This window comes from Phenylobacterium sp. T106 (assembly GCF_057219735.1).
This window is the reverse complement of record NZ_JBXVWA010000006.1, coordinates 153906-168497: the sequence shown is the minus strand read 5'-3', so window position 1 is coordinate 168497 and position 14592 is coordinate 153906. Positions and strand designations below refer to the sequence as shown.

14 protein-coding genes and 1 pseudogene are annotated in these 14592 nt (G+C 69.8%); 1 reads left to right on the top strand and 14 read right to left on the bottom strand.

What is annotated here, in order from left to right; genetic code table 11:
• Window positions 1-65 precede the first annotated feature (65 nt).
• Genes AC2D8W_RS15245 through AC2D8W_RS15235 form a run of 3 tightly spaced genes read right to left on the bottom strand, consistent with a single transcriptional unit; the run spans window position 66 to window position 2519 of the window.
• Window positions 66-689, bottom strand: a complete 624-nt coding sequence (locus AC2D8W_RS15245; protein ID WP_484672326.1) for a TetR/AcrR family transcriptional regulator — start codon at window positions 687-689, stop codon at window positions 66-68.
• On the bottom strand, window positions 686-1216 hold the full coding sequence (locus AC2D8W_RS15240; RefSeq protein WP_484672229.1) for a 3-phenylpropionate/cinnamic acid dioxygenase subunit beta: 531 nt from the start codon (window positions 1214-1216) through the stop codon (window positions 686-688). Before AC2D8W_RS15240 ends, AC2D8W_RS15245 begins: the two co-directional genes overlap by 4 nt.
• Complete coding sequence (locus tag AC2D8W_RS15235; protein ID WP_484672228.1) at window positions 1200-2519, bottom strand: aromatic ring-hydroxylating dioxygenase subunit alpha; 1320 nt, start codon at window positions 2517-2519, stop codon at window positions 1200-1202. Before AC2D8W_RS15235 ends, AC2D8W_RS15240 begins: the two co-directional genes overlap by 17 nt.
• A 225-nt stretch (window positions 2520-2744) precedes the next feature.
• On the opposite strand from AC2D8W_RS15235, the gene AC2D8W_RS15230 reads away from it, so the two are divergent.
• Complete coding sequence (locus tag AC2D8W_RS15230) at window positions 2745-4439, top strand: AMP-binding protein (protein ID WP_484672227.1); 1695 nt, start codon at window positions 2745-2747, stop codon at window positions 4437-4439.
• On the opposite strand, the pseudogene AC2D8W_RS15225 reads toward AC2D8W_RS15230, so the two are convergent.
• The 11 genes and pseudogenes from AC2D8W_RS15225 to AC2D8W_RS15175 all read right to left on the bottom strand — a co-directional run.
• A pseudogene (locus AC2D8W_RS15225) lies at window positions 4436-4806 on the bottom strand (aminotransferase class III-fold pyridoxal phosphate-dependent enzyme); the annotation flags it as partial. The gene AC2D8W_RS15230 and the pseudogene AC2D8W_RS15225 overlap by 4 nt on opposite strands.
• Before the next feature lie 41 nt (window positions 4807-4847).
• Complete coding sequence (locus AC2D8W_RS15220; protein ID WP_484672226.1) at window positions 4848-5246, bottom strand: hypothetical protein; 399 nt, start codon at window positions 5244-5246, stop codon at window positions 4848-4850.
• Window positions 5243-5665: a c-type cytochrome gene (locus tag AC2D8W_RS15215; RefSeq protein WP_484672225.1), complete on the bottom strand. Its 423-nt coding sequence runs from the start codon at window positions 5663-5665 to the stop codon at window positions 5243-5245. Before AC2D8W_RS15215 ends, AC2D8W_RS15220 begins: the two co-directional genes overlap by 4 nt.
• A 10-nt stretch (window positions 5666-5675) precedes the next feature.
• A complete protein-coding gene (locus AC2D8W_RS15210; protein ID WP_484672224.1) occupies window positions 5676-6209 on the bottom strand; it encodes a methylamine dehydrogenase light chain in 534 nt (177 codons plus the stop codon).
• The gene (locus AC2D8W_RS15205; RefSeq protein WP_484672223.1) at window positions 6206-6826 is read right to left on the bottom strand and encodes a thioredoxin domain-containing protein; all 621 of its coding nucleotides are present in this window, start codon (window positions 6824-6826) and stop codon (window positions 6206-6208) included. Before AC2D8W_RS15205 ends, AC2D8W_RS15210 begins: the two co-directional genes overlap by 4 nt.
• A complete protein-coding gene (locus AC2D8W_RS15200) occupies window positions 6823-7344 on the bottom strand; it encodes a MauE/DoxX family redox-associated membrane protein (protein ID WP_484672222.1) in 522 nt (173 codons plus the stop codon). Before AC2D8W_RS15200 ends, AC2D8W_RS15205 begins: the two co-directional genes overlap by 4 nt.
• The gene (locus tag AC2D8W_RS15195; protein ID WP_484672221.1) at window positions 7341-8564 is read right to left on the bottom strand and encodes an amine dehydrogenase large subunit; all 1224 of its coding nucleotides are present in this window, start codon (window positions 8562-8564) and stop codon (window positions 7341-7343) included. The genes AC2D8W_RS15200 and AC2D8W_RS15195 overlap by 4 nt, the downstream gene beginning before the upstream one ends.
• A complete protein-coding gene (locus AC2D8W_RS15190) occupies window positions 8561-9568 on the bottom strand; it encodes a phosphotransferase enzyme family protein (RefSeq protein WP_484672220.1) in 1008 nt (335 codons plus the stop codon). Before AC2D8W_RS15190 ends, AC2D8W_RS15195 begins: the two co-directional genes overlap by 4 nt.
• Window positions 9565-10842, bottom strand: coding sequence for an aspartate aminotransferase family protein (locus AC2D8W_RS15185; protein ID WP_484672219.1), 1278 nt, complete (start codon window positions 10840-10842; stop codon window positions 9565-9567). Before AC2D8W_RS15185 ends, AC2D8W_RS15190 begins: the two co-directional genes overlap by 4 nt.
• A 25-nt stretch (window positions 10843-10867) precedes the next feature.
• Window positions 10868-11962 carry a class II histone deacetylase gene (locus AC2D8W_RS15180; protein ID WP_484672218.1) on the bottom strand — a complete coding sequence of 365 codons (1095 nt, stop codon included), beginning with the start codon at window positions 11960-11962 and terminating at the stop codon, window positions 10868-10870.
• A gap of 40 nt (window positions 11963-12002) precedes the next feature.
• Complete coding sequence (locus AC2D8W_RS15175) at window positions 12003-14261, bottom strand: TonB-dependent receptor (protein ID WP_484672325.1); 2259 nt, start codon at window positions 14259-14261, stop codon at window positions 12003-12005.
• Window positions 14262-14592: the final 331 nt, after the last annotated feature.

The window sequence follows — 14592 nt, the reverse complement described above, 5'->3', positions numbered from 1 at the left end:
TATGATGCGTCCACACTCGATTATTGTCTTACATCAGCGCGCCGGCGTGCTTGGCGACACCGCCGTCAGGGCGTGAGGATGTCGGCGACCGTGCTTCGCAGCGCTTCGAAATCGCTCCGGCCGAGATGCGGCTCGATCCGATTAGAGCCGATGGTGAAGGCATAGAGCAGATAGGCGTAGGCTTCGGCTTGCCGGTCGCTCATGCCGACGGCGCGGTAAAGCGCCGCAAGCGTGGCCATGCGACACCCGTCAACGCCGCGCAGCGCCTCGGCGGCGTCGCGGTCGCTCACCGCCCACTCCCGGACCGCGAGCTCGAAGCGGCCGCCGGGGACGTCGTCCCGCTCCGGCTCCAGGGCGAGCTCCAGGAGCAACCGGATGCGCTCGCGAGGGTCGGACGACTTCTGCTCGACCAGTGCCTCCGCCCCGCGGGTGGTCGTGAGCGCCCATCTCGCCAGCACTTCCTCGAGCAGCGCCTGCCGGTCGCGGAAGCGACCGTAGAAGCTGCCCTTGGTGACGGCGAGCTCCCGAGCCAGCACCTCGACTCGCACCGCGTCGACGCCCCCGCGGCTCAGCGCCTGGGCCGCTGCACCGACCCATTCCGTGCGGCTCGGACGACGATCGCCCCGCGGCGGGCCAAACCCGCCGCCGGCGGGCTCCGCTGCGGCCGATCCGCGCCGTCCGCCGCTCAGAAGAACTCGTTGAGATTGCGCGTGAGCAGCACAGCCTGGGGGGTGGTGATGGTCCGCTCCCGGATCTTCAAGCCTCCGTTCAGGCGCACCAGGCGATCCGTCCTGCGGACCATCAGCCATTCTTCGTGATCCTCGGTGCGGTTGCGGGTGTTCAGCACGATCGACCGGACGATGAGGTCGCCGTCCGCGTCGGCCTCGACCTCGACGTTGCTGACCATGTGCACACGTCGCGTCGGAGGATCCTCAGCCCACGCCGTCGGTTGGCGCGCACGGTCGACACGGCGGCGGAGGTCCTCGAGGCTGTCCTCGAAATAGCCGAGTCGCTCCATGTCGAAGGCTGGCGCCTTGTCGCGGCGGTATCGGCTCTGCGTCGCCGGCATCCAGTAGAGCACGTCGGGGTGCATCATCTCCAGCCAGGCGTCGTAGTTCTCCTCGTCGAGGAGGCGCGCCTCCCGCACAAGGAAGGCCTCGACCTCGGCGCGCAGGAGCAGGGCGGCGAGCGCCTCGGGGTCAGCGTTCCGGGACATCGGCCCACCGTTCCGAGGACATCAGGTCGGCCCACCGCTGGTAGAAGGCGCGCTGGTTGGCGTCGTTCAGCAGGCTCTGGTGCACGTTCCCGCGCAACACGGGATGGTCGATCTCGGACCCCAGCCCAAGACCGTAGTTCAGCTTCTGCCGGCGGGTGACGACGCCCGCGTTGGACTGGGTGCAGTTCTCCCAGTTCTCCACATCGTCCATCTCGAGGACCCCGGAGGGGGAGAAGGTCCGCATGACGCCGCGCCGATACTTCGCCTTCAACTCGTCCGCGATGGCCTTGTTCACGACGACCCAGGAATGGATCTCCATCTCCACCGGACCGCGCGGCATCCAGGTGCGGAAGGTGTTGTGGCCCGGTAGGAACGAAAAGTTGGGGAAGAGGGTCGCCGAGCTAAGGGCGCCGACCATGCGGCCACGTACCTCGCCCAGCCGCTCCTCGAACTGGCGGCTCTTATCCTTCAGATAGGCCACGATGTCGGGCTCGCCCAACGTCATGGCGTTCCAGAACAGGTCCATGCCGAAGCCCCAGCCGTGGCCGTTGACGTTGGCGTGGTAGGTGACGGCGGGATCGACCGCGCCGACGCCCCGGCCCATGATGGCCCGGGCTCCGGAATCGTGCGTCCAGGCGGCGTGATAGGCGTCGCCCGTGAAGTTGTCGGCGGCGAACTTCCAGTTGCACCGCACACGGCTCTTCACGTTGCCATCGAGAAATTCGACGCCCTCCGGGTCGTTGTCGAAGAGCACGTCGAGATACCACCGATAATCGCCGAGATAGTCGTCCAGGCTCGGCGCCTCGGCGTCGAAGGTGGCGAAATACAGCCCGCGGTACGACTGCACCCGCGCCTCCGCCAAACCCGCCGCCTGCCGGTCAAACCCGCGCGAGGCGGCGTAGGCTTCCTCCTCGGGCATGCCCAGCAAGGCGCCGTCGAGACCGAAGGACCAACCGTGGTAATTGCACACGAACTGCCGCGCATTGCCGTATTCGGCGAAGCACACGCGGTTGCCTCGGTGGGGGCAGGAGTTCAGCAGCACGCGGATGGCCTCTGACCTGTCGCGGGTCACGATCACCCGGTCCTCTCCGATCACCGATGTGAGGAAGTCGCCCGGGTTGAGGAGCTGACTCTCGTGAGCCACGAAATGCCAGCAGCGGGCGAAGATGCGTTCCAGCTCGAGGTCGTAGATGGCCCGATCCCAGAAGATCGCACGATCGATGATCCCGCGTTGGACGTCCACGAGGTCGCCGTAGCGGCGGCCGAGGATCTGCCGATCCTCGACATCTGCGATTGCGGTCATTCTCACCACCCCGTCCGGGCGCGAGCGCGGGTCGGAACCCGTCCCGGCGCCTCCAACACGGCGCGAGGCGCCGGTCCGCGGCTCATCATCATATTCCCCTTTCTCGAGCTCATGCGATATGCATCAATACGGTATCGTATCACGGCCAAATATGTTGTTCATCGTATTTCTATACGGTTCCGTATTTTGAAGGTTTGTGCGGACGCAGCCTTGGAGGAAAACGTCATGTCGGACGACGGCCACGCCGCCGCCTATCACCGCCGCCCTTGGCTTCAGCACTATCCGCCGGCGCTCCGTACGGCCACCTACCCGGCTCGCCCGCTGCACGAGATCTTCGAAGGATCGGTCCGTCGCTACGCCCACCGACCCTATCTGATCGACCGCGACTTCAGCCTCACTTACGGCGAGGCCGACGAGCTGGTCGGCCAGCTCGCAGGCGGACTCGCCAACCGCGGGATCCGCGCGGGCGACCGGATCGGCTACTGCATGGCCAACAGCCCGGTCTTCCCGATCCTGCAGTTCGCCGCGTGGCGCATCGGCGCTGTCCCGGTGGGATTCAATCCGCTCTATGGCGTCGACCGACTGACGCGCCAGGCGGAAGACAGCGGCGTTCGGCTTATCGTGGGGCCCCACGAGGCCGCGCTGCGGATCAAGGTGTTCGAGTTTGCGCGCCAGGCGGGCGACGTGGCGGTGATCACCGCCGGCGCCGGAGCGGACCCGTTCTCGCTCGAAGACGGTGCAGGTGCAGGCGCAGGCGACCTGCTCGGCGAACTCCTCGCCGCGCCCGTGGCGCCCGGCCCGGTCAAGCCCGACGACCTCGCGGCGCTCTGCTACACTGGCGGGACCACGGGTGAGCCCAAGGGTGTCATGCTCACCCACGCCAACCTTTCGGTGAACGCGCAGCAGGCCGGCTCCTGGTTCGAGGAGCTCATCCCAGGCGAGGAGAGCGTCCTGGCGGCGCTGCCCTTCACCCACGTCGCCGGGCTATCGGCGCTCACCAACGCCTCCACCTTCATGGGCGCGCGAATGCATATCCAGGCGCGCTTCAATCCGGGAGAGGTGCTCGACCTCCTCCACCGCCGCGAGCTCAGCGTGCTGATGCTCACGCCGACGATGATCATCGCGCTGCTAGACGCCGCGCGCGGTCGGCCGGTGGACTTCGGCGGCCTGAAGGTGACGCTTTGCGGCGCCGCGCCCCTGCCGGGCGAGGTTCGCGCGGCGATGGAGGGCCTTTCCGGTCGCCGCGTGCTCAGCCTCTACGGCATGACCGAGACCGGTCCGGCCAGCATCTACGGGCGCCGGGAGATCCAGGGCCATCCAGGCTGCCTGGGGGTTCCCCTGCCGATGACCGACGTCCAGATCCGCGACCCGGCGGCGCCGGAGATCTGCATGCCGCCCGGCGAGGTGGGCGAGATCGTCGTCGATGGTCCGCAGGTGATGGCCGGTTACTGGCGTCGCCCCGAGGCGACGGAGGCGATGTTCGTCGGTCGCCATCTGCGCACCGGCGACCTCGGCTACATGAGCGAGGATGGGGTGTTCTACGCGGTCGACCGCCTGAAGGACGTGATCATCGCTGGGGGCTACAACATATATCCCGCCTATGTGGAGAACGCCGTCCTCAAACACCCTGCGGTCGCGGAAGTGGCGGTCATCGGGGTGCCAGACGCCTATCGCGGCGAGACGGTGAAGGCCTATGTGCGGCTGCACCCCGGGCGGACGCTGACGCTGGACGACCTGCAGGCGGCCCTTGCGCGTGACCTGTCGCCGATGGAGATGCCGAAAGCGCTTGAGGTCCTCGAGGATCTTCCGCGCACGCCCAACATGAAGATCTCCCGCGAAGAGCTCCGCCGCCGGGCGGCCGAGGCGCTGAAGCCGGGCGCCGAGAAGCCGGATCGGCGTCGCCGCTCCCAGCTGGTTTAGACCTGGTCCAGCAGCACCCGCCGCACCGCGCCGGTGAGGACCTCCAGCTCGGCGTCCGTGATGTTGAAGGCGGGCGTGAGGTACACGACCCGTCCGATCGGCCGGATCCACGCCCCTTCATAGGCGAAGCGGCGGCAGAGCCCCGCCGCGTTGACAGGGCGTCAAACGCAACCACGCCGATGGCGCCCCGGACCCGGACGTCCACGACGCCGTCCGCAGCCCGACACGGCGCGAGGCCTTCCGCCAGCCGCGCGGCGCTCGAGCAAACCTGGGCGCGCCATTCCCCGTCGGCGAAGAGGTCCAGCGACGCGTTGGCGGCGGCGCAGGCGAGCGGATTGGCCATATAGGTGGGTCCGTGCATCAGCGCCGGAGGCCGCGGCGCCGCGCAGGCCTGATCCAGCCCGACCCCTAGCGCGCGGACGTCCCTCCAAGCAGCGCGTTGCGTCGCGTCTGCGGCTGGGCGAGCGGCGCACGGCGAAATCGCGCGACCTCCCTCGCCGTGAACGGAGGCTCGGGAGGGCGTGCGGTCGCACCGAACGTCTTCACCGTCCAGTTCAGGAGCGTCGCGAGGTCGGCGTCCGAGAGCGGCGCCTGCGCCACGCCCGGCACCTGCGCCAGATAGGCCCGCCCTTCCGGCCGCTGAAGGAACCCGTCGACCGAGCCGCGAAGCGCCGGCACCTTGCCAGGAGCTTCAGCGCCATCGGGCTGGTGGCAGCCCATGCAGTGCAGCCGGTACTGGTTGAGCGGGTCCGCTTCGCCCGCGCCCGCCCAGGCCGCCAGCGCCAGACCCAGGAGGACCGCCCTCATCGCGCCGCCGGCCGCGTCCGCGCCACTGCGGCGGGAGCCAGGCGCGCCGCCTCACCCTGCAGGTCGGAGGCTTGAAACGGCCGTGTGCGCCTAGACTCAGTCTTGGCGATATAGTTCAGAATGGCGGCGCGTTCCTCGGCGCTGCCGCCCGGCCGCGCCATGACCCCGGTGTACGGCCGACCGTCAACCTTGATCGGCCCGGCGACGCCCGACGCGAGCACGGCCGCCAGATAGGCGCGTCCCTCCGTACTCTGCGCCAGGGTAGGGGCCGCGGTAAGCGGCGGAGCCACGCCAAGCGCGCCCTGTCCGGAGCGCCCGTGGCAGGCGGCGCAGTACCGGCCGTACGCCGCCTGTCCGTCCGGGGCCGCCAGCGCCGATGCGCCGAACATGCTGCCAAGAACGGCGGCGCTCGCCGCCACGACCCGTGCGCTAGGCATTCTCCACCCCCACGATGACCGCCAAGGAGCAGTTGTAAACCACGTCCGCCGGGCTGCCGGCGCACCACTGGATGTCGTTGGAGGTCGATGGCTGGTAGGCCGGCGTGTCGCCTTCGTTGCGGTGGCAGTAGCAGCGCCCGCAGCCGTGGCGGCCGCAACAGTCGTTGTACGAGATGATGTAGTCCCGCCCGTCGGCTGGGTTGCGACAGGTGCCGACCCAGGTGATCGGCGAGACCGAGGTCCCGGGGGGACAGGCCGTCGCCGAACCGCCGCAGCAGCCGCAGAGATAGCCGTCGATGGCGCAGTGCCGCCAGTAGTCGCAGCGCGCAGGATCGTCGGAGGAGGATCCGCCCTGGGCCGAGGCCCGTCCCACCGGCAGGAGCGGATAGGCCACCACGGCGCCGACCAGGAGCCCCCCAAGGCGGGCGAGCGCCGAGCGCCGCGACGTCGTGCGCGCCAGGCGCCGCGCGGCGAGCTCGACACCTGGTGTGGCCGGCCGCTGACCAGTGCGCGTAGGCCGGATCATGATCTTCTCTCCGAACGGGTCTGCACGAGGAATTCCTGGACCGAGGCGACCCCATGGCGCAGCGCCTCCGCGAGGCTCTCCAGGTGTTCGCGGTTGTTGATGAGCCCCCGCGCCCGGATCACCCCGTCCTGGTCGAGCAGGACGCCGTAGGGGACCTTGGGCACCTGAAGCGCCAGACCCAGCGACCGCGACAGCACATAGCCGTCTGGGCTGTAACCCTCGGACCGGGCGTAGGCGCGGTGATCCTCGAGCGCCCCGCCGTCGCTGGCGAAGACGACCTCCAACCAGGACGACTCCTGTTTGACGAAGCTCCGGAACGCCGACGCGAGCTCTCGGCAGATGGGGCAGTCTGGACTGACGAACAGCAGCAGCAGGGCGCGGAACGAGCCGCGCCCCTCCCCCACCTCGATCGGTTTCCCCGTGAGCGTCTCCGCTGACATGGAGGGCAGGGCGTCGCCGACCTGGAGGCCGCTTGGCGGATGCAGGGTCAGCGCGCCGGCGGGCGCGACGCGCTCGAAGAGGACGCCGATCTGGCGCGCCAGCGCCGCGACGGCGGCGAAGGCGAGTGCGACGGCGACGAAGAGGACGATGTTCAGCGCAAGCAGCAGGGTCGTCACGCCAGCCTCGCTGTCTTCCGCAAGCCCGTGAACGCCGCCTGCCCGGCGACGGCGGCGAGCAGCGGTGCGAAGAAGGCCGCGGCGGTCAGCGGCGGCCAGGCGCTCCCGAGGAAAGCGGCCGCGCCGAACACCGCGGCGGCCGTCAAATTGCGGGCAGCCAGGCCGGCTGTGATCGCCGTCTCCGCGGCCCAGGGCGTGCAGCCGCAGGCCAGCGCCCGGCCGCGCATCAGATTGATCGTCACCGCCGCGGCGAAGACGCCGAACAACCCAGCAGCCCCTGCCAAGCCGAGCGGCCGCGTGGCCGGCGCCAGGGCCGCCGCCGCACTAGCCAGCATCGCGACCGGCAGCCCGACCGCCAGCCCCGGCGCCGCCCCGGCGGGGACCAAACCGTAGGCCTCGATCGCGGCCGCATAGCCCCGGCGATCCGCCAGGTGACCGATGGCCGCCGGCGCAAGCGCCGCGGCGGCCGCCGCCGCCGCGGCCTCGGAGATCGGCAAGGCGGCGCCGATCCAAATCATCGGGCCGCCTGAAGGTATAGGGGCGCCACCGCGGCTTCCGGGATGCTGCGCACCCGCGCGCCGGTCACGGGATCGTAGACCTCCACGGACATTGCGCCGCCATGGGCGGTGACCAGGCGGGAACCGCCGTCGCCGAGGATGGCGATCGCCCCGGCTGGGGCCTGAAGCTTGAGCCGCCGCAGCCGTTTGCCGCTTGCCAGGTCGAACACCTCCACCGTGTCGCCGCCGTCCTGGTAGGCGTGACGGGGCGCATGGGCGGTGAGGACGAACAGCTCGCCGGCGGCCGACACGGCGAACGGCTGCAGGCCTGTCGGCTGCCAGCGCGCGATGTCTTGGCCCGCGCCGGGTCGGGGATGCAGGGGACCCGAGCCCCGATCCGGGGGCTCGCCCAGGTGAGCGACCTGGCGCACGGCTAACCTCCCGCGGCGATCGGCGCCCACCCGCAGCACGCGGCCGCGTAGCGAAAGGAGGATCCAGTCCGTCCCCGCCCGTTCGGCATGGTCGAAGACCAGATCGGGTCCGAACCCGGGCAGAACCCCCGTCCGCGCGGTGCGGGCCAGCTTGCCGTCGCCGTCGAGCTGGACGTCGAGGAGCGCGCCGTCGCCGCAGATCATGAAGAACCGGTCCGGCCCGAGGGGGTAGGCGAAGGCGCAGCCGGCGGTCTCGATCTCCCCGACGAAGCGGCGGTGCTTCAGGTCTGTCACCGAGACCGACTGCCCGCCATTGAAGTTGTAGGACACGAGCCACCGCCCGCCATCGAGCAGGGCGGCGCGGCCGGCCCGGACCGCGCCCACATAGGTCTTGGGCGGCAGCTCGATCTCGTACTTCACCTCCAGGGTCTGAACGTCGTAGGCCGTGACGACGTCGCTGCGCGCCCCTCGCGCGCCACGCGCGAAATGGGTCTCGACCGCGATGACGTCTCGCCGCTGCGGATCAACCTGGATGCCGCCAGGCGCCGCACCGGTGTTGAGCATCCCGAGCATCTGCCCCGACCCCAGGTCGTAGAGCATGTTGCGACCGGCGCCGAAGCCGCCGACGAAGTCGGTGACCCAGACCCAGTCTGGCGCCCGCGCGAAGTCGAGGTGGGCGACGGTCGCGGTTTCCGCCTCCAGCGGGGCTTGGGCCGCCGCAGGTCCGGCGCCGCCGAGCAGCAGGGCTACGAAGAGGACGGCGGCGGGCGCCTGGGACAGAGACCGGCGGCGGGAGCGATCGAGCGTCATGAGCGGTCCTCGAGGTAGGCGGCCGCACAGGCGGCCGCGGCGTCGATCAGCATCGGGGTCATGGCCAGCCCGTCCTGGCTCTCCGGCCGCGTCTGCAGCCAGCCGAGGTAGGTGCTGGCCCGGAGGAACAGGAACAGCGGCAACTGCGCGCGGTCGCGCGCAGAGATCGGCCGCACGCCCACGTAGCCCTCGAACAGGCTGGCCTCCACCCGCAGGTAGAGCGGGTCGGCCAGGTGCACGAAGAGGATCGTGGCGAGGTCGAAGACGCGCCAGCCGTAGCCGCAGTCGTCGAAGTCGATGAGCTGGAGGCCCTCGGGCGAGGCCAACACGTTCTCCGGGATGAGATCGGCGTGGATCAGCCCGAAGTCGCCGCCGTCGGCGGCGTAGGCGGCCAGGTCGTCCGCCGCGGCCCACCGCGCCGCCTGCACTAATTGTCGCCCGTGGCGATCAAGCTGCGGATGATCCCAAAAGCGGCCCCACAGCGGGGCGTCGCCGACGAGCCCCGCACGGTCCCACGCTGGACGGGCGAAACTGTCAGGGGGCCGCCAAGCGTCGGCGTGGGCGTGCAGCCGTGCCGTGAGAGCGCCCAACGCGTGGAAATGGGCGTCCACATCAAGGCTGAGGGGGAGCGGCTCTCCGGTGGTCGCCACCGGAGCGCCGGCCACCCACTCCAGCAAGTCGGCGTAGCGTGGCTGGGCAAGGGCCGGGTGCGTGACGCGCACCAGCAGCTCCCCCGTAAGGGCGGGTGTCGGCGCCGGCGTCGGCAGCCCCGCCGCCGCCAGCGCCGCGACCCAAGCGAGCTCCGACCGCAGCGCGGCAGCATCATGATAGGCGGGGCGGTGCAGGCGCAGGGCTCCGCGGTGGCCGTCGCCTGCCGAGACGGCGAAAACGGCGTTCTCCCGCTGCTTCAGCAGGGTCACGTCGGCTCCGTCGAGCCCCCAGGACGCCAGCGCGGTCCGTGCCGCCGGGGCCCATTCGGCCTCGTTCAGGGGATCCCGCGTCACGACCGCGGCTCCGAAAGCGCACGATCGAACGCGCCGACGAAGGCGTCGACATGTTCATCCGAAAAGACCATCGGAGGCCGGATCTTCAGCACATTTTCGCTCGGTCCGATCCGGCCCACCAGGACGCCCTCCTCGCGAAGCCGGTTGACAAGGCGGCGGGCGCCATCGGCGTCCGGCGACATGCCGTTGTCGGGGCTGACGATCTCGGCACCGAGATAGAGACCGCGTCCGCGGACGTCGCCCAGGCTCGGCCGCCGCGTCCGCAGCGCCTCGAGTTCAGCCTTCAACCGCGCGCCCACCACCTGGGCCTGCCCTTGCAGGCCCTCGCCCTCCAGCACGTCGAGCACCGCCTCGGCCGCCGCCGCCGCCACTGGATTTCCGGCGAAGGTGTTGAAATAGGCCGGCCCAAGGGCGTCGACTACGAAGGCCGGAGCGATCACCGCCGCGACCGGGAAGCCGTTCCCCATGGGCTTGCCCAAGGTGACGAGGTCGGGGACGAGGCCGACGTGCTCGTAGGACCAGAAGTTCGCGCCTTGCCGGCCGAAGCCGCCCTGGACCTCGTCGGCGATCACCAAACCTCCAGAGCGACGGACCACATCTCCCGCCTCCCGCAGCACGCCCGCTCCGAGCTCGGGGAGGCCTTCGGTGGAGAACGAGGCGTCGATCAGAAGCGCGGCGACGCCGGCGCCCGAGCGCTGCAGGCTCTCGACCGCGTGCGTCACCGACTGGGTGAGGCGGGCGGTCATTTCTGCGGTCGCGCTCGCCTCCCGCAGCGTATCCGGCAGACCGAAGGTCCGAGCCTCGGCCGGGAAGGCCTCCGGCGTCGGAAAGGCAGTGGTCAGCGCGGCCAGCGCCTGGGAATTGCCGTGGTAGCTGAAGCTCGTGACGATGACGCCCGTGGCGCCGGTCTGCCGACGCGCGAGACGAAGGGCCAGTTCGTTGGCCTCCGTGCCGGTGCAGCAGAAGAGGACGTTCGACAGCGGCGACGGGAAGCGCTGCAGCAGGCGCTCGGCGTAGCCGACGATCCGCGGGTGCAGGTAGCGCGTATGAAGATTGATTTCGCCGGCCTGGGCGGCGATCGCCTGCACGACGTGCGGATGGCAGTGACCCACGTGAGGGACGTTATTGTAGGCGTCGAGATAGGCGCGGCCGGCCTGATCGTAGGCCCAGACGCCCTCGCCACGGACGAGCTCTAGAGGTTCATCGTAGAACAGCGGCGCATGGACCCCCAGGACCCGCCGACGCCTGACGAGGAGATCTTCGCCCTCGCTCATGGTGAGGCCCAGTTCGACAACGGGCTCACGACGGCCGCGCCTCGGCGCTCAGACCCTGGGCCGCCGCCGCCTGGTCGACGGCCTCGCGCTGCGCCGGGGTCAGGCCCTGCCCGCCGAAGCTCTGCAGCAGCGGCAGCAGCGGGTCCTCCACACGCGCCGGCCGCTCGAGCAATGTCTCGATCACGGCCGCGCCGCAGAAGGGCACATAGGCGGCGGAGTAGCCACCTTCATGGCAGATCACCAGCCGACCGCCGCAGAGTTCGGCCGCAGCCTCCATCAGGCGCCGAGTCATCTCGCCGAAATGCGCTGAGGTGAGCATCATCCGCCCGAGCGGGTCCATGGCGCCGGCATCGTAGCCGCAGGCGACGACGACGAGATCCGGCGCAAACCGGCGGAGCAGCGGCAGCACGACCCGATCGAAGGCGTAGCGGTAGGTCTCGCCGTTGCTGCCCGGCGGCAAGGGGATGTTGCAGTTCGCGCCCGCGCCCGCGCCGCCGCCGGTGTCCTCCGCCGCGCCTCGGTCCGGCGGATAGAGGCCGTCCTGGTGCAGCGAGATGGTGAGCACACTGGGGTCCTCGTAGAAGATCTGCTCCGTGCCGTTTCCTTGGTGCACATCCCAGTCGACCACGGCGACGCGCCGGACCAGCCCTTCCGCCTGCGCGGCACGGATGGCGATCGCGATGTTGGCGAGGACACAGAAGCCTCGGCCGCGGTCGGTCTCCGCGTGGTGGCCCGGCGGGCGGCTCAGCGCATAGGCTGCGCTCAGTTCGCCGGAGGCCACCGCTCGCATCGCCGAAACCGCCGCGCCGGCCGACAGGCGCGCGATGTGAAGGCCTCCGGCGGCGATCATCGCTACGTCGTAATCGTCGACCCCGGCGTTGCCGCCGGCCCCGTCCAGCGCCTTCAGCCGTTCCAGATAGTCCGCCGTATGGACGCGGAGGATGTCCGCATCGCTCGCCGGCGCCACTGGGACCCTCACCAGCTCGTCGGTGATCTCGTAGCCGTCGAGCAGGTTCTTCAGCCGACGCTTGGTTTCCGGGTTCTCGAAATGCTCCCCAGGTTGGTAGCGGCTGGCGTGCGGCAGGGCGCCTGCCGCGGCGCTCCCGGCGTCGTGCCACATCATGCGTTCGTGCCAGGCGAAACCTGTCCGCATCGGAGCCTCAGTAGGTGAAGGTCAGGGAGAGGCCCCAGGTGCGGGGCATGTTCTCGGTCACCACGGTCACGAAGAAGGGCGCGCCGATGTCGTTGGAGTCGACGATGGCCTTGGTGTTCAGCAGGTTGCTCACGAACAGGTTCAGGGCCAGGCGTTCGCCGGGACCGGTGAGGCCGGCTCGAAGATCCAGCGAGGTGAAGCCGTCGTCAGCCGTCACCGGGTCGTTGTTCGCCTGGTAGAAGACCTTCGATCGGTGCTGGACATCCAGCGCCACGAAGCCCCTCGCGTCTGCCGCCGCCGGCAGGTCGAAGGCGTAGGTGGCGGAGCCCACCGCCGAGACGCGCGGGGCGTTGGGAAGCCGATTGCCGCTGAAATCCTGTCCGCCGTTCAGGAACGTCCGATACTTGGCGTCCAGGAGGGCGAGGCCGCCGGTGAAGGTCCAGGCCCGCGACGGTCGCCAGACCATGTCGGCCTCGAAGCCCCACGAGCGGGCGCCGGCGGCGTTTCTCAGGAGGATCTGCGCGTTCTGGGCGACGAACTCCTGCTTGTCCTTGAAGTCGAGGTGGAACGCCGCGAGGTTTAGGGTCAGACGGCGATCAAACAGCTGAGACTTGGCGCCCACTTCGTAGGACCACACGCTCTCCGGATCCACAGGCGGCAGCGCGAGTTCGATGCGGCTGAAGGCGCCGCCATTATAGTTGCCGGCGCGGAAGGCGCGGCTGGCCGACGCATAGAGGAGCACGTCCGGCAGCGGGCGGTAATCGAGCACTAAACGACCCGACAGGTCGTCCCAGCTCTTCCCGTCCACGGCGGCCGGGAGCCCGCCGTAGCCATAGCCCGGCCCAAGGGCCTGTCCTCCGAGCGCCTGAGAACGACCGTCCAGGGTCCGACGTTCGTAGGTGTAGCGCAGCCCTGCGCTGACGTTGAGGACTGACGTCAGCGCGTAGGTGCCTTCCGCGAAGGCGGCGGCCGTCTTGGCGCGGAGACGATACTCCAGGTCGTACTGGCTGGCGGCGCCGGCGAGAGCGCCATTTAGCAACGGCGGAAACGCCGTCTCGACGTCGGCATCGCTCAAGCCGTCCGTCGGTATGCCGAACGCCGCGGCGATCACGCGAAGATCGGCCGCCGCGGCCGGCACGCTGCAGGTCTGTAGGACGAAGCAGTCGAAGAAGCCGACCTCGATGCCGTTCCGGTGTCGCTCTGTCCCGTAGAAGGCGCCGCCCACGAAGGTGAGCGCTCCGACCTCGCCGGCCGCGCGGAACTCCTGGCTGAACGTGCGCCCACGGCTGGGATAGGAGACCTGCAGCAGATCCAGCGGACTCTCGTCGCTGTCCTCGAAAGCGTCCCGCCGCGCGCGGTCATACCCCGTCACCGAGGTCAGCGTCAGAGCGCCCAGGTCGGCGGTCACCCGCGCAGAGAGATTGGTGGTGACGACGCGGTCGAAGGTGGGCTGGTCGGATTCGCCCTGCCAGAACTCGGGGCTCGCGCGATAGCCCGTCAGGTCCACGCCAGACGGCAACCGGCCGATGTGCCGGGAGCGCCGCATATCGTCGTCGGCGTCGCCATGCGCCGCTTTCAGGAGCACTTCGACCCCTTCGGCGGGCTCCACCCTGAGCTTGGCGCGCAGGGCCCATCGATCGAAGGCGCCGTCGCGGCTGCCGAGCGTCAGGTTCCGCCAGTACCCGTCTCGGTTCTGCCTAACGCCGCTGAGCCGCAGAGCGGCGCGGTCGCCAAGGGGCAGGTTGGCCATCGCCTCGACTTCCACGAGGTCATACCGACCAACCCCGGCCTTCAGGCGGGCGGTGAACTCGTCGACCGGGTCCGCGGTGAAGTACTGCAGCGCCCCACCGGTGCTGTTCTTCCCGAACAAAGTCCCCTGCGGGCCGCGAAGCACCTCGACCCGGCCCACGTCGAAGAGCTGGAAGTTCTGACCTGCGCCCAGCCCCTGGTAGACGTCGTCGATATAAAGCCCCACGGCGGGGTTGACGTTGGCGGTGAACTCGCTCGTGCCGACCCCGCGGATCGTGACCTTCGGGATCGTCTCGAAGGAGCCGCTGAACTGCAGGCTCGGGGTGATGCGCGTGAGGTCCGCCGCCGAGTCTATGCCATAGTCCCTCAGCGCCTCGCCTGACACAGCCTGGGCGGCGATCGGCACGTCCTGGATCCGTTCCTCGCGGCGGCGGGCCGTCACCACAACCTCGCCGATCGCCTCTGGCTGCACCGCCTCGCTGGGCGTCCCCTGAGCCGCCGCCGTCGCCGTCGGCACACCGCTCAAGGCCGCGCCAAGCGCCACTGCGGCGTGACCCGCCGCTACGGCGCCCCGCGCCCGCGTCTTCCGAACACCCATGACTTCCCCTGTCCTTCGCCGGTCCCCGGCATTTGAAACACTTCCGGCGCTTTGTACTTCCGCGTTGTTCTTTCTCAGTCACTGGCAGCCCCGACGAAGGCCGTGCGGCCTCCGATGAGCGGTGCTCTTGCGCCGATCCCGCTTGCGTTATGGGCAGCGGCGGGTCCAGCCATTGGCCAGCGCATGAGCGAAGCGTGACATAGGACATTTTCCGGAGTCAATGACTGCGATATGTATTAGACGCGCATTG

Coding starts and splice junctions, on each gene's coding strand:
- AC2D8W_RS15240 (WP_484672229.1), bottom strand. CDS start 1,216: ATGTCCCGGAACGCTGACCCCGAGGCGCTCGCCGCCCTGCTCCTGCGC.
- AC2D8W_RS15230 (WP_484672227.1), top strand. CDS start 2,745: ATGTCGGACGACGGCCACGCCGCCGCCTATCACCGCCGCCCTTGGCTT.
- AC2D8W_RS15220 (WP_484672226.1), bottom strand. CDS start 5,246: ATGAGGGCGGTCCTCCTGGGTCTGGCGCTGGCGGCCTGGGCGGGCGCG.
- AC2D8W_RS15180 (WP_484672218.1), bottom strand. CDS start 11,962: ATGTGGCACGACGCCGGGAGCGCCGCGGCAGGCGCCCTGCCGCACGCC.
- AC2D8W_RS15235 (WP_484672228.1), bottom strand. CDS start 2,519: ATGACCGCAATCGCAGATGTCGAGGATCGGCAGATCCTCGGCCGCCGC.
- AC2D8W_RS15210 (WP_484672224.1), bottom strand. CDS start 6,209: ATGATCCGGCCTACGCGCACTGGTCAGCGGCCGGCCACACCAGGTGTC.
- AC2D8W_RS15200 (WP_484672222.1), bottom strand. CDS start 7,344: ATGATTTGGATCGGCGCCGCCTTGCCGATCTCCGAGGCCGCGGCGGCG.
- AC2D8W_RS15195 (WP_484672221.1), bottom strand. CDS start 8,564: ATGACGCTCGATCGCTCCCGCCGCCGGTCTCTGTCCCAGGCGCCCGCC.
- AC2D8W_RS15185 (WP_484672219.1), bottom strand. CDS start 10,842: ATGAGCGAGGGCGAAGATCTCCTCGTCAGGCGTCGGCGGGTCCTGGGG.